Raw genomic sequence first — 18,354 nt, 5'->3', positions numbered from 1 at the left:
ACCGCCGCACACCCGGCCCCCGATCAGTAGACGTGCACCCCCCGCGAAGTTCATCGGTATGCCTCGACCCTAGGAAGGCGGCCACGCCGGTCGCGGTGCTCTGGCCGGAAGCTGCCACGGCTCATCCCGGCGGTGCCGGCGGCCCGTTGCCGGCCGCCCGCAGACCGGCCTGGAACCGGCTGCGCGCGCCCAGCCGTGCCATCAGCGCCGACATCATCCGGCGGACCGTGCGTACCGAGACGCCGAGCCGGGCCGCCGCCGACTCGTCGGTGTGGCCGTCCGACATCAGCGCGAGCAACTCCCGCTCCCGGCGGTCGGCGACGTCGTCGCCGGACAGCGGGGCGGCACCGTCCCAGAGCCGTTCGAAGAGGGCCACCGCGGCGGCGACCACACTGGTGAGGGGAACCAGCGCGACCCCGCCGGCGGGCCGGGCCAGCGGGAACAGCGCCACCGCCGCGTCGATCACCGCCGATCCGGCCGGCACCACCGGCACGGTCCGGACCCGCACGTCACCGACCAGCGAGCCGAGGCGGCGTACGCCCGGATCGTCGCGGGCGCTGTCCGGCAGCAGCACCCGGTAGCGCACACCCCGGCGCAGGTTGTCCCGGTCGGCGCGGCCCAGCGTGCCGTCCACGCCGCGCGCACCGGCGATCAGCACCTCACGGGTGGCCGTCGCCAGCGCGGCGTCGACGGACGCGGGAGTGGTCAACAGGGTTGCGGCATCGCTCCGGGCTGCGCTTTGACCCGGCGCTGACCGGTTCGTCACCGGCGTCACCAGCATGGGTGTCATGGCTTTCCTCCTTCGTTACGCCGCGCCGGAACCGGCCGGTGGCGCGCTTGCGATCCGGGTCGTGGTGTGGCAGCTGACCCCGGTGGTGACCGACGGTGTACGCGGCTGGCTGCGCTGCGACCCCCGCCTGCTGCCGGTCGGGCCGGAGGACCGGGCCGACGTGGTGGTGCTGGACCCGCACGGCGGGCCGCCCGGCGTGGTGGCCGAGGCGCACCGCCGCGGCAGCCGGGTGGTCGCGTTCGGTCCGGCCGGGCTCCCGTGCCGGGCCGGTGCCGGCGCGGGCATCCCCTGTGACACCGGTGCCCACGCCTGTGTCGGTCAGGACGAGGGGCGGCTGGCCCTGATCGCGGCGATCCTGGCGGTGGCCGGCGGCGGCACGGCGACCGCCCACGCCGCGCCGCAGCTCTCCGAGCGGGAACGCACCGCCCTGGTCTGGTGGCTGCGATCGATGACCAAGGCCGCGGTCGCCCGCCGGATGGGCATCTCACCGCACACCGTCGACATGTACATCAAGCGGGTCCGGGCCAAGTACGCCGCGGCCGGCTGGCTGTTGCCGACCAAGGCCGACCTGCTGGCCCGCGCCGTCGAGGACGGCCTGGTCGGGCCGGAGGACCTCCTCGAGATCCGCCGGCCCGGCCCGGTCAGCCCGTGACGGCGTAGACGCGGGCGAAGTCCACCTCGAAGACGGCCGGCTGCATGGAACCGCCGAAGAAGTTGTCGAGCTGGATGGTCTGGAACATCGGCCCCGGCGCGCACTGCACACAGTCCCGGCTGAACGAGAACCACTCGACCCCGTCGATGTAGCCCTTCAGGTGCTGCCGGGTCCATTCGAAGCCGAAGTTGTGCCACTGGGTCAGGTCGACCCCGCACTTCTCCGCATGCTCCTGGGTGCGCGGCTGATGGTTGGGGTAGTGCAGGAACGCCCCCGCGCACTGCTCGCCGGGCGCGCTGTTCTCCAGGTAGTCGTACTCCGCCCCCTCCGGCCACTCGTTCGACTCCGGCCAGGTGATCAGCACCGGGTGGTACTGTCGGCCGTTGTTCGCGCCGGTCGCCTGGGACCGGGCGCGCACCTCCCACCGGCCGTACTTCTGTGACAGCGTGCTGCCCAGCCAGCCGGTGTCACCGTCGGCTCCGCCGGTCATCCGCAGGAACCCGCCGAGGACCCGGCTGTTCGCGTCGCAGCGGCGGCCGTTGCCGTTGTGCCCGCTCATGCACTGCCCCACTCCGTCGCCGGCCAGCTCCCACTTGGTCCGGTCCGGGACGGCCGGGGAGGCCACGCTGCCGTAGTCGAAGTCGTCCGAGGCCGGCAACGGCGTACCCCAGTTGAACCGGGCCGCCGCGGTGTCGCCGACCGGCGTGGTCGGCGGTGGCGTGGTGGGCGGATTCTGCCCGCCCTCGCCGGCCGGCCGGTAGTCACAGGCGGTCGCGGCCCACGTCAGACCGGCCGGACCGGCGAGCCGGGCCGTCACGTTCGCACGCGTCGCACCGGTCGGTGCGGTGAAGTCGCCGGCGACCCTGGTCCACTGCTCGGCCGCGGTGACCGGCACCGGCGACTCCGCCCCGTTGACATGCCCGAGATAGCCGCCCGCGGCGTTGTACCAGTCGACCTGCATGCGGGCCTGCACCGTGGCGGTGCTGCCGGACACCCAGGTGTCCATCGCGAAGCGCCACTGCTCACCGGCCGCCACGTCCTTCTGCGGCAGGTACATCTCCGGGTTGGCGCCGTTCGCCGCCGGCTGCACGTACGCGTGGTCGGCCACCACGTGCGCTCCCACCGCGACGCGGGAACCGGCGGCGCCGGTGTTGTGCCGGCCCCACCCGGTGACGTCCCGTTCCAGCACGGGGTTGGCGCACGTTCCGATCACCGTGCCGGTGCGGGCCGCCATGGTGCCGGCCGCCACCGCCGCGGTCGCGGCGCCCACGGCGAACGCGGCGGCTGCCGCGCAGGTGGCGGTCGCCCGCCGATTCCAAGATCTCATCGCTGCTCCTGTCGTTCGTCCGGCTCCTTCTCGGTTGTAGGGGCGGCACCCGACCCGGCGCACGACCCCTGATCAGGGACGCCCCCGTCGGATTCGGGTCACCGGCCGGTCAACGCCCGGTGAAGTGGCAGGTAGGGCCGCGGTTCCGGCGCTCTAGGATTATCGACGGACGCCGATGCTAGGGGGAGATGTGGCACAGGATGAACCGGTCTTCGCGGCTCTGGGGCCGCTGACCGTGCTCGGTCCCGAGGGGACGTCGGACCTGGTGCCGCCCGGTAAACGCCGGAGCCTGCTGGCCGCGCTGCTCCGCCACCGCAACACCTGGGTGTCGAGCGACGAACTGGCCGCCGCGCTCTGGGACCGGACCGCCTATCCCAGCTCGATCAGTGGCAGCCTCAAGACCTATGTGCATCAACTGCGCAAACTGCTCCCGGACGACTCCGGCGGTGAGCGGCTGGCCGGCGGCCGGGGTGCCTACCGGCTCACCGTCCGTCCCGGCGAACTCGACATCGACCTGTTCGAGTGCCTGGTGACCGAGGGTGCCGAGGCCCTCGCCGACGGCCGTCCCGGCGACGCCGTCGCCCGGCAGCGGCGGGCCCTCGCGCTGTGGCGTGGCCTGCCCGACGACGACATCGTCGACGTCGTCGCCGCCCGGCACCTCGAGGAGACGCGGTGGACCGCCCGGTACTGCCTGGCCGACGCCCTCATCGAGCAGGGCGACCCGGGCGAGGCGATCGTCGTGCTGCGCGCGGCCCTCGGCGACGACCCGCTGCGCGAACCGGTCTGGGAGCGGCTGATGCTGGCCCAGCGCGCGGCCGGCTGGCAGGTCGACGCGCTCGCCAGCTATGAGCAGGCCCGCACCACCCTGCTGGAGAAGTTCGGCGCCGAACCCGGCCGCCGGCTCCAGGAGATCTACCGGATGCTGCTCTCCGACACCGCCGCGGCGCCGCGCGCGCCGAGGACCGCTCCGGCGGTGCCCACCGGCGAACCCGATGTCGTACGCCCGGCGCCGGCCATCCCCGCGCGACCACGGCGTACGTGGTCTCATGCCGTGTTCGCCGGCCTGCTGGTGGTGCTGCTGACTTCGCTGAGCGGATCGACGGTGCCGAGACCCGGTCCGGGCGTGCCCACGGCGACCACGACGAGCCGGCCGCGCGTGCTGTTCGGGCTGGGCCCGAACGTGATCGCGGCGGAGCGCTCACCGCTGGTGTCCTCCGGCATCGGCATGATGACCACCTGGTATCACGGCCCGAATCAGCTGAACCAGTACGAAGGCTGGCGCCAGGACGTCATCCCCCGGATCTACCGTTCCGGGCGTGCGATGCACGTCGTGGTCGCCACCTGGGAGGACGGCACCTCGATCGAGACCCCGCGCGGCCGCGCCTGCGGGCAGCCGTACCCGTTGTCGCCGGAGTTCCTCACCGACATGCGCCGTCTGGCGCGGGCCTTCGCCGGGCGGGCGGACGGGCCGCCGCTCTACATCTCGATGTTCCACGGGCTCCAGAAGCTGGCGTGCGCGAACACCGGCTACCTGGCGGACCCGGCCACCACCCTCTACTACCAGGCGCTGAAGGACCGGTACTTCGAGGTTCTGGAGCTGTTCCACGACGAGGCCCCGAACGCCAAGGTGGCGCTGAACTGGGACGGCTGGACCGCGTCGTACGACGAGCCGGACATCGGCGCCGGCCTGTCGATGTTCCAGTACTTCGTGGAGGCCATGAGCGCCTCGGACTTCCAGAGCTTCAACGCCTTCGAGAAGAAGGGCAACGCCGAGGACATCCGGCAGATGGTCGAGGTGCTCGGCGCGTACGGCCCGGTGATGTGCGCCTACTTCGGACCGCACGAGGACCGGGTCGAGGTGTACGAGACCGACCTGGAGACCACCTTCACCCCGGAGGTGCTGTCCGAGCTGGTCGCCGACGGGCTGTTCGCGTTCAGCTTCCGTGACGACGACCTGCTGCGCGCCTCACCACCCACGATGACGATGGCCGCCCAGGTGATCCGCGACTACGGCCACCAGCCGCCCCGCAGTTGACGCCGCCCGTGCCCGGCCTGCCTCATCCGTCCCGCCACTCGCCGGACGGCAGGTGTGAACCGGCCTGCGGGCCCATCAGCAGCATCCCGCCGTCCACCACGTACGACGCGCCGGTGACGTAGGCCGCGGCCGGGCCGGCGAGCATCGCGACCACCGCGGCCACCTCGTCGGCGTGGCCCGGCCGGCCCACCGGGATCCCGGGCCGGGCCACGGTGTGCGGGTCGACGTCCTCGTTGCCGGTCATCGCGGTGGCGATCTCGCCCGGTGCGACCGCGTTCACCGTGATCCCGGCCGCGGCCAGTTCCTGGGCCATCACCTTGGTGAGCAGCCCCAGTCCGCCCTTGGCCGCGCAGTACGCCCCGGATCCGACGCGCGGGGCGTGCTCGTGCACGCTGGTGATGTTGATGATGCGGCCACCGCGGCCGGCGGCCAGCATCCGGCGGGCGGCCCGCGGCAGGTCGGTCAGGTCCAGCGCGCGTACGTCGCATCGCCGCCCCGCCGCGCGTACCTTCTCGGCCGTGCTCTCCGCACCGGCCCTGTCCGACCGGTAGGTCACGCCGACGTCGAATCCGGCCTCGGCCAGCGTGATCGCGATCGCCTCGCCGATCCCCGAGTCCGAGCCGGTGACCACGGCGACCCGGTCGTAGCCGGTGTAGGGCTGGGTCATCCTCGTTCTCCTCTCGTCCGGCGGCCGCATACCCCGTCCCGGCCGAAGCACACCCGGTGCCGAACCGTTCGGACCGGCTCGGCGCCTGCTACGTCCTGATGGGGAGCCCGCCGTACATCCTTCGATGGACTCGTCCCGCCCTTCACTTTCCTTACGCTCTGTACGGCCTTGTCACCGGGAGTCCGCCAGGAGGGCATCGATGAGTTCCGCGAGGAAGTACGGCATCTCCGGGATCGGCATGATCATCGTCGGCGCGCTGCTCTGGCAGTTCGCCGGCGACATCGAGACGCCGGTCATCACCCTCCAGAAGGTCGGCCGGATTCTGGTGGTGGTCGGCGCCATCGAGCTGGTGCACGCGATCTACCTGGGCATGCGGGGCGAGAAAGCCCATGCCGGTCCGGAGGCCACAACGGACCCCTCCGGACCGCCGCCGACCGATTGACCCGCACGGGGAACAGCAGTCAGACAGGTCGGCGGGCCGGCTTCCCCCGGCGGCCGGAGGCCGGGGCAGCCGCCAGGGCGACCGCGATGGCCGTGTCGACCAGGGCGGCGGCTCGCCAGCGTGGGGAGACGACAGCGAGAGTCAACTGCTGAACCGCGTGCAGCGCGTCCACGACCGCGCCGAAGGCCACCACCCGAGGCGTCGGGGCCGCCATGGTCACCGCGGCCTGCAACAGGTGGCGCGCACCCAGAACGCGGGCGACGGTGATCGCCGCTCGCGAAGCGTCACGTCCGGCACCGGCACGGAGAAGGGCCTGTGGGGCGATCAGCAGCGCGCCGCCCCACACCACCCGTGCTGTCGTCGAGATACGCATCGTTCACCGAACCTCTCATCCCGCCGTCGGATACCCGGGCCCGGCCGCCCGAACCGCCTCGACGGGACATCACCCGGCTCCGCGGGCAGCGCCGCCGGACTGGTCCCAGCCCTCCTGCGGGGTGTCGCAGGTGCCGCGGAAGACGTACTGCGAGGGCAGCCGGCGCTGCTCGCTGGTCCAGTCGATGGGTGGCCGCCGCTGCTCCGCCGGCAGGTAGCCGAGGCGGTAGACGGCCATCAGCTCGAGTTCGTCCGGCACCCGCAGCAGGCGGGCGATCTCCTCCCAGCGTCCCGGGACCTCCATCGGGAAGGAGATGAACTGGATGCCCATGCCGAGCTCGACCGTGGTGAGCCAGACGTTCTCCATCGCCGCGCCCATGCTGAACACCGAGTAGAAGGACGACAGTTCGCCCGGCCGGTACTCGGAGCGGTCGAGCATCACGCCGAGCAGGAGCGGGGAACCGGCGACGAGTCTGCGGTTCTCCTGGCCGAGGGTCTGCGGCACGCGCATGGCGTTCATCAGCTTCTGCCCGCGTGCGGTGAACACCTGGCTGGTGAACGGGCGCAGCGGTGCGGGCAGGCGGTCGAACAGCATGCCGTCGCGACGGCGTTCCATCTCCTCCTTACTGAACCGGAAGTACGGTTTGTAACGCTCGAAGAAGGTGCCGTTGGACATCGCCTCGGTCATGCTCTCGCCGCTGATCTGCGCGATGGCCTCGATCGTCGGGCGTTCCTCCACGATGACGAATCGCCACGGCTGGCTGTTCAGCTGCGACGGGGCGCGTCCCGCGACCTCCATCAGGAGGCGCTGATGTTCCTCGGAGACCGGATCGGGCAGGAACGCACCGTTGGTGGTCCGGCGACGGCGTACCACGTCGAGAAATTCCATCAGCGACTCCTCCAAGCCAGAACCAGGGCGGTGACGTACGACGGCGCGGCTGAACCGGCGACGGTGGCATGCCGGCGCAGCTGCCCGCCGGCGTAGGGCAGTGCGGCGAGGGGGACCAGAGCCGACAGCAGCGCGAAGCCCGCCGTGCGACGTTCGACCGCGCAGGCCGCGATCCCGGCCGTGGTCAGCGATGCGGTCATCACGTACAGGGCATGGTGTACCCAGCGGATGCGGCCGTTGTCGATGGCGCCCGTGGCGACTGCCGCTCCGAAGGCGGCGTTGCCCGCATAGCTCACCGCAGCGGCGGTGACCAGGGGGACGGCCCATCGCGCGCCCGTGCGGCGGTCGCTCATCGGTGTGTGCCTTCGTGGACGAGCAGCAGGCGTTGAGGAAACATCGATTTGACCCGCCACCCCGGCGGTACGACCGCCTCCAGCTCCGGACGCCGGTAGCTGCGCCGGATGGAGAGCAGCCCGTCCTGGTGGATGAAGGACCGGCGGGCGAACGGCAGGGTGGCGACGGCATAGAGGCCGTAGCCCGCACGGCCCCGCGACAGGTCATTGTGGACGACCAGCCGGCGCGACAGCGCCTCACTGTCCGACAGCAGGGCGGCAAGAGCCCCCGCGTCCAGGTGGTGCAGAAGATGGTTGGAGACCACCACGTCGTAGTGTTCGCCGCGGGCGACCAGATCCGCGCTCGACGCCTGCTCGAAGCGGACGCCGGCCGTCGGGAGCCCGCGCACATGGCGGAGCGCCCGCTCGTCCGGGTCGATGGCCGTGACCTGCAGCATCAGCCCGTCTCGGGTGGCCCACCTCGCCAGGGCGCGGGAGATGTCGCCGCCACCGAAGCCGATGTCGAGCAGCGTGGTGGGCCGGTGGGTGTCCAGGCACGGCCGGATCCACTGCCGGTAGATGCGCCGCCAGCCCGAGACGAGCCCGTTGACGGTCCGGAACTGCCGGTAGGTGCGTTCCAGCCGGTCGGGGTCGCAGTCGGCGGCGTCCATGAACTCCTGCGCGTCGGTGTCTCGCCGGGCGAACCCCGTGCGGCTCAGCATCACCACCACCGTCGTACCTTCACGAGATGACGGCATACCCGCAATGATCAATGCGCTAACCGGCTCTCCGCTGTTCGATGATCCCGATGTGGGCCACGGCGCGGACGGCAGCGCCGAGACGAAGGAGCGCGCGGTTCACATGCGGTCGTGGGTCGGGTCGCCGTCGCCGTAGTCGATGATCCCCGAGTGCTCGTAGCCGCCCAGCCGGGTGCCGCCGCCGCGGGTCTCGAACGCGGGCGTGAACGCCGGCCCGCTGCCGCCGGACGTCGGGTGAGACCGTAAGGCGAGCAGCGCATGGACGTGAGCGCGGGCGATCAGCCGGTCGGCGTGATGGTCGTCGCTGGTGGCCTGGTCGAGGAGAGTTTCAGCGCGGGCCGCATGCTCATCAGGTGTCATCGATAGATGTTGACATCTCGGCCCGGTGTTCGCAGGCTTCGCCGCGGTGGAGGTTCCGACCGACTCCGATGTGGATGGCATGCGGTTGCGTTGATCACCGGCGGGGTATCGACCGGGCCTACCCCGACCCGGAAGGCCGTCCCCTCACGTGAAAACGCGCTCGATTCGGTACGCCAGTCTGGCGATCACGCAGGTCCTGTCCGTCGCTGCGGTGACGCTGACCGCTCCCTCCACCCCCGCCGCGGCAGCGGGTTTCGACTGGACCAGCCCACCTCGCCAGCCCCGTTCCAGTGTCGTCTACGTCGAGGAGCACGTCGGTGCGCGCTTCGACTCGGCGCTGCGCTCGTCGATCACGTTCGTCGACCGCTACACCGGTTCGGACATGCGGCTCGGTAGATGCCGCACCGGATACCGGTGCATCCGGGTCGTCGAGAGCAACGCCACCCGCGGGCACGGAGGGTGGACCACCTCGACGGCGGGGCGCGCGACGTCGGAGATCCGCCTGTCCGCGACCCTGGCCCGGAAGAACTGGAACACGCGGCGGTCCATCATCGATCACGAGCTCGGTCATGCCAACGGTGCACGGCACAACCCGAAGTGCACCTCGCGGATGTGGCCCGATTACCGGTGCCGGAACGGGCGCCTCCCGGCTCGTACGTTCACCAGGGCCGAACGGGCGGTCCTCGCCACGTGGTGAGGTGCGGCCCCGCCGCCGGTCGATGGGCTTTACCCGGCAGGTAATCGTCTCCGCCGTGCGGGGGCGGCACGATGGGGCGCACCACCGAACCGGAAGGATCGAGATGCCCGCCTACGCCGTCGCCCACCTGCACACCCCGTCGGACCACGAGGACGTGCTGCGTTATATCGAGCTGATCCAGGACACCATGGAGCCGTACGGCGGCCGTTTCCTCGTCCACGGCTCGCCCGTCGAGGTCGTGGAGGGGGAGTGGCCGGGAGCCCTGGTGATGCTGTCCTTTCCGGACACGGAGGCGGCCCATGACTGGTACGCGTCCCCGGCGTACCGGGAGATCCTGCCGCTGCGGACCGGCCACATCACCGGCGACGTGGTCCTCGTCGAAGGCGTGGGACCGGGCTACGACGCGCGGAGGACCGCCGCCGCGATGCGTACGGGGCACGGACGCCCGGCGATCAGCTGACTTCAGGAAGGTTTCCTTATAGACTGTTGTCGATTCGTCAGCGCGGCGTCTGCGGATCACCCGTCCCACCGTGGAGAGGTAACCGCATGAACCACAACAGGCGTCTGGCCGCTGCTCTCGGCATGGCCGTCGCGGTGATCATCACCGGCACCCCCGCCGCCGCCGAGCCGGCCGCCCCACCGGCGGCGCCGCAGAGGTTCGAGTTCCCCGCCGAGGCCCGCCGGCAGATCCCCCTGGTACAGGCGGCCGGAACGATCCGCCGAGCCCTCGACCAGGGCGCGAACCCCGGTTATGCCGGGATCGAGCTGCAGGACGACCGGGTCGTCCTCTGGTGGAAGGGCGCGGTGCCCGCCCCGGTCCGGCGGGCGGTCGAAACGGCCCGCCGCACCGCACCGGTCCAGATCTCGACCGCCACCCATTCGCTGCGTGAGCTGCGCGCCGCGGGTGCCAGGCTGCGCACCTCCCTGGCCGCCCAGAAGCCGCGCGTCAAGTACGCGGTGGACGGCAGCCGGGTGGTCGTCGACATCGAGGGCACCGGCTTCACCACGGCGCGGGTCCCCGAGGTGGGGGTGCCGGTCGAGGTCGTCGACCAGGGAGCCAAGGTGCTGACCAGCCGCCGCGACGACTGGCCGCAGTGGAAGGGCGGCGCCGACCAGATCAACGGCAACTCCCGCTGCACCACCGGCTTCCCGGTGCGTAACTCCTCCGCGGAGTTCATCCTGACCGCCGGGCACTGCGGCAGCAACGGCGATCAGATCCGGGACGGCGTCGGCGAGTTCATGGGTACGTTCACCGCCGACAACGACGGCCACGACATCGCGCTGGTCCACACCCCGAGCGGTGCCGACAACCTGATGTACGTGGGCGGCCTGGACAGCAACGTGGTCACCACCGTCGAAGGCTGGGACTGGGTGTTCCCGGGTGAGTACCTGTGTCAGTCCGGTGGTTCCTCGGCACGCGACACCGGCGGCCCGGTCTGCGGGCTGCGGGTCGAGAAGTTCAACACCGACTCCGGAGACGCCGTCGAGGCCCGGCAGGTCGACGGCCGTCCGGCGGTACGCGGCGGTGACAGCGGCGGCCCCGTCTTCGGCCCGTCGGCCAGCGGCAACGTCATCGCCAAGGGCATCAACAACTACACGTACGTCGGCAACAACACGATCCTGGGCTTCCAGGACTTCGGCACCGCGACCCGCGACTACGGCATCTGGATCACCGACTGAGCCGGAACAGACGGAAAGCGGCGACCCGTGTTCGCGCCTTGCGCGAACACGGGTCGCCGCCGTGACCGGAGACGGTTACGGGCCGAGCACCCCGTGCAGGACCGGGATGGCCGCGCCGGCCGTCGCCAGAGCCGCGAGGAGGGTGGCGGGCCAGCTGCCGGTTTCCATGAAGGTCAGCATCCCGACCAACATGGCGAGCATCATGGCGATCATGAGGATCATCGCCCAGCGGGTCGGCAGCGGTGCGCCGGATGACGGGGAAGCCATTCTCACGGCTCCTTTCGGGACAGAGCAGCCGCAGCCGCAAGGATGTGGGTGCGCGTAGGGCCCAGGTCGCGTGCCGCTCCAACCGTCAGCCACCTGGCTTCGGGGTGGCGCTCGTCGGCGTCGCATGCCTGACCGCTCGCCGGTGTCTTGACCCGGTACGGCATGCCGAAGGGGATCTTGCCGCGCTTCAGACTCATCGTGGGAACTGTCGTGAATGGCGCATTCATCGGCGAACCTCCTACCCGGACGACATCGTCGTCACCATCACTGTTCGGTGATAGGAAGGATGAGATCCGCACGCCCAGGGTTCGCTGACACGAAGGACGGCTCTCCACCATGACGTCCAGCACGCGCATGCCCGAGCCGACGGACTTGCCACCACCGTTGGTGGTTCAGTGCCGGGTGGCGGTGGGACGCATGGAGACGTACAAGCTCTGGGTGGCGGAACAGCCGCCACAGGCGATCGTCGATGTGTACCGCTGGGCGACCGCCCATGACCCGGTATTACTTCGAGCCATGCAGCGCCGCCAACCTACCCGCGACGCCATGATGCTGGCGGCCGAGGACGCACTGCTGCGGCACGGTGAGCCGTCCGAGACCGTCATCGGTCTGATCGTCATGGCAGCCACCTCCGGCGACCCGATAGCCATGACCTTCGGTTTCCCCACGAGCGTGACCCGGCTGCTCGGGTCGATCAGGGACGATCGTCGGCGCGCGCGGATGTACACCGATCTGGTACATGAGTTGGCGCCCTCGTTCGGGGGCGAGGCGAACCGACATGTCCGCCGGGGCGGGTGGCCCTACCTGCTCTGCACTGCCGGCTCCAACGCGTTCATCGCGCGCGACCCGGTGGCCGCCGTCCAGCACTCCGACGAAGCCTGGCGGTACGCCGAGGAGCTACCCGAAGACGTCAGGTCAGCAGGCGGGATCGTCCAGATCGTCCGCCTGTACGTCTCCGCGCTCTGCCATTGGCCGGAGCCGCGAGGGCCGGAGTGGGTCGACACCATGAACATCGCGCTGGACCGCGTCACTGTGGCCCGCGAGATGATCTCCCGGTTCGGTCCATCGGCCGGCGTCGCACGGGGGCTGGCCGAACTCGGCATCTCCGAGGCACACCTCTGGTATGTCCTACGTCGCAAGCACGTCGTCCCCTTTCATCTTGCTGAGCGGCGGCGCCTCGACGCACTGGACCAAGCCCTGACCGACCTGGACATCTGGCTTCCCGAGGACGAAGCCGAAGCCGACACGCCGACGAACAGCCGGCTGCCGTCGGGCCGCCCGATTCCGCAGCAGTTGCGCGCCGTGGTCGCCCATGTCCTGGACAAGATCGCCACGGTCACCGCCGAGCTCGGCCTCTCCCAACGTAGTGAAGAGGCGGTGAAACTCGCGATCGAGCTGTGTGAAACACCCACGCAGCTGGCGGACAGCCTGCTCAACGGCATCCGCGCAGATGTCAATGTCGAGCAGCGCATCCACCGCTTCGAATTGCTCTTCCGCCACCTCGACGCCGGCCATTTCGACGAATTGAACTCCCGGCAACGGGACCGCCTGTCGGTGCGACTGGCGAGTGCCTGTCTCGACCTCAGCAAGGTCCTCTATCGCACCAAGCGGCCCACCGCCGCCTGGTTCTGGGAGCGGCAGGCCGACGCGTTGAGGCGGGTCGACGCTTTGCGGCCGGATTCAGCGGTGACTGCCGCTTCGCCGGTGCCGCAGCGCGCGCCCCAGTGGGATCCCCCCGCCGCCGAGGACGAGCTGGATGACGACGAGCTCGATCTTTCCGAGACCGCGGTCATCGATGACCTGACCACGGGCGTGGACGAGCCCAAGTCCGAACAGGCGGTCGCTCACTCCGCAGTCGATCCGAGAGAACGACTCGCCGATGCGGTGCGCCGGCAGCACGTCGTGGCCATCGTTCTCAACCTCATGCACCTGCCCAAGAGCGGGTCACCCCTGACCGAGGTCATCGAGACGCTTACTGCGGTGGAGAACTGGCATCCACCGGAGCGGGTCTCCCGAACCGGCCGGCTCAAACCCACCGAATGTTCCACCCCGGACGAGGTGGAACGGGCTGCTCTCGAGCTTGCTGACGAGTTCGCCGTCAACTACGCCAGTTGGCTTCGGCCGCAGCTGCTCAACAATCTCGCCCGCAGCGCTGAGGTGATCAAGGCCGGCACAGCGCGTCCGGCGGCACAGGAGGCGTTCGTCTCCGCGATACGGACCGGTCGATGGAACGAGGCTGTACGGGCACAGCAGTTCTTGTTGGCGGACGCCCGGCAGCGTGGTGACGGCGTGGCCATGGCCGATGCGGTTCGGGCGATGTCGGACCTGGTCCAGTCCGCGATCATCTCCGCTCGTGGTACTGCCGACCTCATCGACATCGCTCGCGCCATGACCAAGGCCTCGACATCGATGGCCTGCTCCCTGGCCAAGTGGGGGCAGCCGAATCTGGCGTTCAACACGGCGATCTCCAGCCTGGGCGCCCTCAACCGCATCTTCCTCGACACTCCCGGCCTGGCGGAGGAGTTCGAACTCGCCGAGCAGTTCTCGCAACGACAGCCGACCGCCGACGAGCAGTTGCTGTTCCTGATGCGTAAACGTCTGACCCGGCCACTACCCCCAGTCGCGCAGGAACCGGCGGAGACGGCCGAGATGGCGGCCGCCTTCGGGCCTTCGACGTCGTTCGTCCAACTCCTCGGAACCGCGCAGGGCGGCTACTGGGCACTGGGGCACTCCGTCACCCCCGAGGGCATACGTTCCTGGTCGGTGTCGTTGGCGGTGACCTCCCAATATCTCGATCAACTCAGGAGGGCGGTCTGGTTCGAGCTTCGGCCCACGCGCCGCAACGCCAGATCGGTCAACGCCCTCCGCAAGCTGTACGAAGTCGTCGTCGAACCGCTCCAGCCGCACCTGGGAGACACCGACGACATCGTCGTCATCCCGCACCAGGGCTTCGCCGGCCTCCCCGTGCATGCGGCGCTGGGACCGGAAGGCCACCTCATCGAGCGGCATCGGGTCTCGTACATGCCGAACCTGGCGAAGCCGGCGGCCGCACCCGCCGGGCTCCGTCGAGCGCTCGTGGCCGGTTGGGACCCCGAGATCAGCGCAGGCGTGGAGGCGTATGCCGTCACCCGGCAGTTGAAGGCGCTGGGCTTCGAGGTTGCCAAGCCGGACAAGGCGGCCCGCGGACGACGAGAGCTCCTGGAGCCCGACCAGCGGTGGCATGTCGTTCACATCGCGGCGCATGGTGACTTCCAATCCTGGCCGGCATCGATGGCGTCGCGACTACGGCTGTCCCCGAGCGTGGCGGTCACCGCGGGCGAGTGGTTACGGTCCGGGTGCCGGGCGACCTTCGCCTTCACGAACGCCTGTAGCGTCGGGCGACACACACCGCACGCGGGCGACCTGAACGGGTTCCCGCTCGCGCTACGCGCCCGGGGCGTCGTTTCGGAGATCTCGGCGCTGGCACCGGTGCCAGCCGTCGGCGGGAAACAGTTCGCACACCTCTTCTACGGCGGGTGGGCCGGCCAAGACAGCCTGACGGCATATCAGCAGGCCTGCCTGGCGACGATCGCCGCCGGTGGACGTCCCTGCGACTGGGCGCCCTACGTGCACGGAGGGACTCCGCTACCCCTGGACGCCCGCTCGGCGCGGCCCCCACACCGACGCGACGGCGCCCGGGCCGGTCGGCGCTGGAGAAAAAAGTAGCCGTACGGCAAACCCTCGAGCGTCCGGCCGCATCGGTACGGATGACACATCGAGCATCCGAGTGGGAGAGGAGGGGTCATGGAGGATCCCTCAGCGGAAACCGGGGATCACCAAGCCGACAGTGCCGGCAGCCCCATGCACCGCTTTCAAGACCTCGTCGGTATGACCTTCGACGACGCTGTAGAGGTGATCTATCGCAGGGCCCGTTGGCTCAGCAAGGGTGATGTCCCGGCCGCCCAGGAACTCGCTCAGGACTCATGGCAGCACATATACGAACTCCTCTCCGAAGGGCGGCTCACCGAGCCGATCCAATCGCCCACGGCCTGGCTACGGCGGCTCGTCCAGAATGTGATGCTGGAGCGAATCCGCCGGGAGACGGCCTGGAAACGGGGTGGGCAGTACACGACCGAATCCCTCGACCAGCGCGTCGAGGGCGGCGCCGAGCCCCAGGCTGAGGATGAGGGCCCGGAGAGCCTCGCCGTTCGCGAGGACATGTCGGCACGCCTGCTGGCCGCCGTCGAAAACCTGCCCGAGCACCTTCGATCAGTGACCGAACTGATCCTCAAAGGACACACACATAAAGAGATTGCCGAACTCATCGGTATACCGGTCAATACTTCAAAGACCCGGCTGCGGGCAGCCGTCGAGCTTCTGCGAGGCGTCGGAAGCCTCGTGGCGAAATGAGAAGGGACCTCGCATGTCACGGTTCAAGGAGTCGGAGACGGGCGGAGAGGGCGTGAACGACCACGTCACGCTACTCGGCCTGATCTCTGAACTTGACGCGAGCGACGAGCATGAGGACGCCACCATTCCCGAGTCCGAGATGACGGAGGCGCAGCGGCGTGCGCTGTCGGTGCTGAACCGATCGGCGACGACAGTCTCCGCGGAGGATTCACTGGACTCCGTCGCCACCATCACCCTCGCCGAGATCGAGGAGTGGCTGCGGCAAGCGCCGCAGGAAGCCGTACTCGCCAGGGGCTCGATGTCGGTTCCGTTGATCAACAAGGTAGTCGGCAACGTCGCCGATTACGGGTACGCACCCGAAGCCGAGATAGAGGGTGACATCGACAGTGAGGCCGGCACGGCCGAGATCACGGTGGTGCTGTATGCCGTCCGGGAGGACCCGGTGCCGGTGAGAGTGGTTCTGACACTGGCCGACCAGTCGACTCGCACGGCGTCGGTCGACGAGTTCGGGCTGGCGATGTTTCCCGATGTCCCACTGAAGCCGTTCACCGTTCATGTCGTTCCACGGCAGGAGCGGTAGATCGAGGCGCCTTTCGGCTGACCGGGCGGTCTCGACCACCCGTTCAGCCCGTCGCCGTGATGACGACGGCGACGACGGCGCTGGAGGCGGCGATCGCGACCGCCGTCCGGGCCACCGCCGTACTCACCGCGGACGCGCCCCAGTCGCCCCGTTCCAGCTCTTCAGCGCGCTTGATCACCGGTGTCGACCAGCCGGTCGACGACGTCGTCCCACAGCCCTCCGCCGCCCGACGACGCGGAAAAAGACCTGCCGCATCCGGGCAACCAAAACCTGTTCCGCCGCCACTAAGTGATGATCGGCTTGCCGGTCGCTCTCAGTAGTCAGCTCGATCGGACGGCGGCGGCCATCCCCCCGAACAGGCCGCCGCTCATCCCCGCACGCGCATCTGATGCGCGGGAACAGGTGAGACGAAAGATGAAGAGATCAGTCGTGCTGCGACTCTCCGCAGTGCTCGGCGTCGCCGGTGTGGCCGGAGCGATCGCCTTCGGTGTGCCACAGCTCCAGGCCAACGCCGACGCGGTGCTTGCCGCCGACGGGTTCGCCGGCCAGAACGGCGGCACCACCGGCGGCTCCGGCGGCACCACGGTCAAGGCGACCACCGGCACGCAGATCCACCAGGCGCTGTGCGGGCGCGCCGCCTCCGACACCCCGATCATCATCGAGGTGGAGGGCACGATCAACCACGGCAACACCACCAAGGTGTCCGGCGACAGCTGCAACACCGCCGCCGACCGGATCGAGCTCAAGGAGATCAGCAACGTCACCATCATCGGTGTCGGCGCCGGAGCCACCTTCGACCAGCTGGGCATCCACCTCCGCGACTCCAGCAACATCATCGTGCGCAACGTGACGGTGCAGAACGTCAAGAAGTCCGGCTCCCCGCTGTCCAACGGCGGCGACGCGATCAGCATGGAGAGCACGGTCCGCAACGTCTGGGTCGACCACGCCACCCTGATCGCCTCCGGTGGCGAGTCGGCCGGTTACGACGGGCTGTTCGACATGAAGGACGACACCGAGTTCGTCACTCTGTCCTACAGCATCCTGCGCAACTCCGGCCGCGGCGGCCTGATCGGCTCCAGCGAGACCGACACCGGCAACACCGCCATCACGTTCCACCACAACAGGTACGAGAACCTCGACTCGCGGGTGCCGCTGCTGCGCGGCGGTGTCGCCCACATGTACAACAACCACTACCTGAAGCTGAACGAATCGGGCATCAACTCGCGGGCCGGAGCCAAGGCCAGGGTGGACAGTAACTACTTCGAGGACTCCAAGGACGTTCTCGGCACCTTCTACACCGACGCGGCCGGCTTCTGGCAGGTGTCGAACAACATCTTCGACAACGTCACCTGGTCGGCGAAGGGCACCGAGAACAACCCGGCCGGCCCGAACGTCACCTCCAACACCAGCGTGAGCATCCCGTACGCGTTCACGCCCGACGGCGCCTCGTGCGTGCCGGCGATCGTCGCCGCGACCGCGGGCGCCGGCACCGGCCTGAAGGTCTCGGACGGCAAGTGCAGCGCCACCGCAGCCCCGGTGCCCTCGGCCACCGCCACCGCCACCGCATCACCGTCGGCGTCGGCGTCGGCGACCACGACCGCGTCACCGACCGCGACCTCCTCGGCGACCGCGTCCGCGTCGGCCACCGCCTCGCCGGCGGCGCCTAGCGGCGTCAACCTGAGCCTCGGCGCCGGAGCCGATGGATCCAGCAAGGCGAGCGGCACCAGCTACGGCAACGTCAAGGACGGCAAGCCCGCCACCTTCTGGGCCCCCAACGGCGCCACCGGCGACGTCTCGATCAAGTGGCCGGCCGCCACCAAGGTCTCCCGCGTCGTCATCGTCGAGGCCTCCGGTTCGACCCTCGGCGCCTACCAGGTGATCAACGGCGCCACCGGTGCGGTCCTGGCCTCCGGCACGGGCGGCGGCACGATCAGCTTCCCGGCGGTCTCCACGACCAAACTGACCCTCAAGATCACCAACTCCACGGGTACGCCGCGGATCGCCGAGTTGCAGACCTTCGCCTCCTGACCGCCACGCCGGGCCGGGGGGAGACTCCCGGCCCGGCCGCAGTCGTCATACCGGGGAGCCTGCTCGCGTTTCGTCTGTCGTACGACTGA

Annotated in this window: 21 protein-coding genes; 10 read left to right on the top strand and 11 right to left on the bottom strand. The window is 69.8% G+C overall.

The window, feature by feature from the left end; translation table 11 throughout:
* Positions 1–121: 121 nt before the first annotated feature.
* Positions 122–709, bottom strand: coding sequence for a helix-turn-helix transcriptional regulator (locus BC793_RS35635; protein WP_203896472.1), 588 nt, complete (start codon positions 707–709; stop codon positions 122–124).
* 79 nt (positions 710–788) lie between these two features.
* Here BC793_RS35635 and BC793_RS35630 point away from each other — a divergent pair, with 79 nt between their 5' ends.
* A complete protein-coding gene (locus tag BC793_RS35630) occupies positions 789–1,442 on the top strand; it encodes a helix-turn-helix transcriptional regulator (RefSeq protein ID WP_109600648.1) in 654 nt (217 codons plus the stop codon).
* Here the strand turns inward: BC793_RS35630 and BC793_RS35625 are convergent.
* The gene (locus BC793_RS35625; protein ID WP_146246599.1) at positions 1,432–2,769 is read right to left on the bottom strand and encodes a glycoside hydrolase family 16 protein; all 1,338 of its coding nucleotides are present in this window, start codon (positions 2,767–2,769) and stop codon (positions 1,432–1,434) included. The genes BC793_RS35630 and BC793_RS35625 overlap by 11 nt on opposite strands.
* 190 nt (positions 2,770–2,959) lie before the next feature.
* Here BC793_RS35625 and BC793_RS35620 point away from each other — a divergent pair, with 190 nt between their 5' ends.
* Positions 2,960–4,804 (top strand): AfsR/SARP family transcriptional regulator, encoded by a 1,845-nt coding sequence (locus BC793_RS35620; RefSeq protein ID WP_158319475.1) that lies wholly within the window; start codon positions 2,960–2,962, stop codon positions 4,802–4,804.
* Between the two features lie 22 nt (positions 4,805–4,826).
* Here the strand turns inward: BC793_RS35620 and BC793_RS35615 are convergent, their stop codons facing one another.
* Positions 4,827–5,471 carry an SDR family oxidoreductase gene (locus BC793_RS35615; protein WP_109600642.1) on the bottom strand — a complete coding sequence of 215 codons (645 nt, stop codon included), beginning with the start codon at positions 5,469–5,471 and terminating at the stop codon, positions 4,827–4,829.
* 199 nt (positions 5,472–5,670) lie between these two features.
* Here BC793_RS35615 and BC793_RS35610 point away from each other — a divergent pair, with 199 nt between their 5' ends.
* Positions 5,671–5,913 (top strand): DUF5708 family protein, encoded by a 243-nt coding sequence (locus tag BC793_RS35610; RefSeq protein ID WP_109600640.1) that lies wholly within the window; start codon positions 5,671–5,673, stop codon positions 5,911–5,913.
* A 19-nt stretch (positions 5,914–5,932) separates the two neighbouring features.
* Here the strand turns inward: BC793_RS35610 and BC793_RS35605 are convergent, their stop codons facing one another.
* From BC793_RS35605 to BC793_RS35585, 5 genes are all read right to left on the bottom strand, one after another.
* On the bottom strand, positions 5,933–6,286 hold the full coding sequence (locus BC793_RS35605) for a hypothetical protein (protein ID WP_146246598.1): 354 nt from the start codon (positions 6,284–6,286) through the stop codon (positions 5,933–5,935).
* Between the two features lie 69 nt (positions 6,287–6,355).
* A complete protein-coding gene (locus BC793_RS35600) occupies positions 6,356–7,174 on the bottom strand; it encodes a nitroreductase family protein (protein ID WP_109600818.1) in 819 nt (272 codons plus the stop codon).
* The gene (locus tag BC793_RS35595; RefSeq protein ID WP_109600636.1) at positions 7,174–7,527 is read right to left on the bottom strand and encodes a hypothetical protein; all 354 of its coding nucleotides are present in this window, start codon (positions 7,525–7,527) and stop codon (positions 7,174–7,176) included. The genes BC793_RS35600 and BC793_RS35595 overlap by 1 nt, the downstream gene beginning before the upstream one ends.
* Positions 7,524–8,228: a class I SAM-dependent methyltransferase gene (locus BC793_RS35590; RefSeq protein ID WP_109600816.1), complete on the bottom strand. Its 705-nt coding sequence runs from the start codon at positions 8,226–8,228 to the stop codon at positions 7,524–7,526. Before BC793_RS35590 ends, BC793_RS35595 begins: the two co-directional genes overlap by 4 nt.
* Before the next feature lie 135 nt (positions 8,229–8,363).
* The gene (locus BC793_RS35585) at positions 8,364–8,624 is read right to left on the bottom strand and encodes a hypothetical protein (protein ID WP_109600634.1); all 261 of its coding nucleotides are present in this window, start codon (positions 8,622–8,624) and stop codon (positions 8,364–8,366) included.
* 148 nt (positions 8,625–8,772) lie between these two features.
* On the opposite strand from BC793_RS35585, the gene BC793_RS35580 reads away from it, so the two are divergent.
* The 3 genes from BC793_RS35580 to BC793_RS35570 all read left to right on the top strand — a co-directional run bounded on the left by BC793_RS35580 (position 8,773) and on the right by BC793_RS35570 (position 11,001).
* Positions 8,773–9,321, top strand: coding sequence for a M57 family metalloprotease (locus BC793_RS35580; protein WP_109600632.1), 549 nt, complete (start codon positions 8,773–8,775; stop codon positions 9,319–9,321).
* Between the two features lie 103 nt (positions 9,322–9,424).
* Entirely contained in the window at positions 9,425–9,781 is a 357-nt protein-coding gene (locus BC793_RS35575) for a DUF1330 domain-containing protein (protein WP_109600630.1), read from the top strand.
* 86 nt (positions 9,782–9,867) lie between these two features.
* A complete protein-coding gene (locus tag BC793_RS35570) occupies positions 9,868–11,001 on the top strand; it encodes a chymotrypsin family serine protease (RefSeq protein ID WP_146246597.1) in 1,134 nt (377 codons plus the stop codon).
* A gap of 75 nt (positions 11,002–11,076) precedes the next feature.
* Here BC793_RS35570 and BC793_RS49140 read toward each other — a convergent pair whose 3' ends face one another.
* Complete coding sequence (locus BC793_RS49140; RefSeq protein ID WP_146246596.1) at positions 11,077–11,268, bottom strand: hypothetical protein; 192 nt, start codon at positions 11,266–11,268, stop codon at positions 11,077–11,079.
* 2 nt (positions 11,269–11,270) lie between these two features.
* Complete coding sequence (locus tag BC793_RS50770) at positions 11,271–11,465, bottom strand: hypothetical protein (RefSeq protein WP_211340656.1); 195 nt, start codon at positions 11,463–11,465, stop codon at positions 11,271–11,273.
* Between the two features lie 220 nt (positions 11,466–11,685).
* Here BC793_RS50770 and BC793_RS35565 point away from each other — a divergent pair, with 220 nt between their 5' ends.
* From BC793_RS35565 to BC793_RS35555, 3 genes are all read left to right on the top strand, one after another.
* On the top strand, positions 11,686–14,973 hold the full coding sequence (locus tag BC793_RS35565; protein ID WP_158319473.1) for a CHAT domain-containing protein: 3,288 nt from the start codon (positions 11,686–11,688) through the stop codon (positions 14,971–14,973).
* A gap of 78 nt (positions 14,974–15,051) precedes the next feature.
* Entirely contained in the window at positions 15,052–15,657 is a 606-nt protein-coding gene (locus tag BC793_RS35560) for an RNA polymerase sigma factor (protein WP_109600624.1), read from the top strand.
* A gap of 13 nt (positions 15,658–15,670) precedes the next feature.
* Positions 15,671–16,237 (top strand): hypothetical protein, encoded by a 567-nt coding sequence (locus BC793_RS35555; RefSeq protein WP_109600622.1) that lies wholly within the window; start codon positions 15,671–15,673, stop codon positions 16,235–16,237.
* 43 nt (positions 16,238–16,280) lie between these two features.
* Here BC793_RS35555 and BC793_RS52495 read toward each other — a convergent pair whose 3' ends face one another.
* Positions 16,281–16,415, bottom strand: coding sequence for a hypothetical protein (locus BC793_RS52495; RefSeq protein ID WP_275416274.1), 135 nt, complete (start codon positions 16,413–16,415; stop codon positions 16,281–16,283).
* Positions 16,416–16,651: 236 nt separating this feature from the next.
* Here BC793_RS52495 and BC793_RS35550 point away from each other — a divergent pair, with 236 nt between their 5' ends.
* Positions 16,652–18,265, top strand: a complete 1,614-nt coding sequence (locus BC793_RS35550; protein WP_109600620.1) for a pectate lyase family protein — start codon at positions 16,652–16,654, stop codon at positions 18,263–18,265.
* The last annotated feature ends 89 nt before the right edge of the window (positions 18,266–18,354 follow it).

Origin of the sequence: Actinoplanes xinjiangensis, assembly GCF_003148685.1 — a bacterium.
Lineage (GTDB): Bacteria > Actinomycetota > Actinomycetes > Mycobacteriales > Micromonosporaceae > Actinoplanes > Actinoplanes xinjiangensis.
Note: the sequence above shows the minus strand (reverse complement) of the source record. Positions and strands in the feature narration are given on the sequence as shown.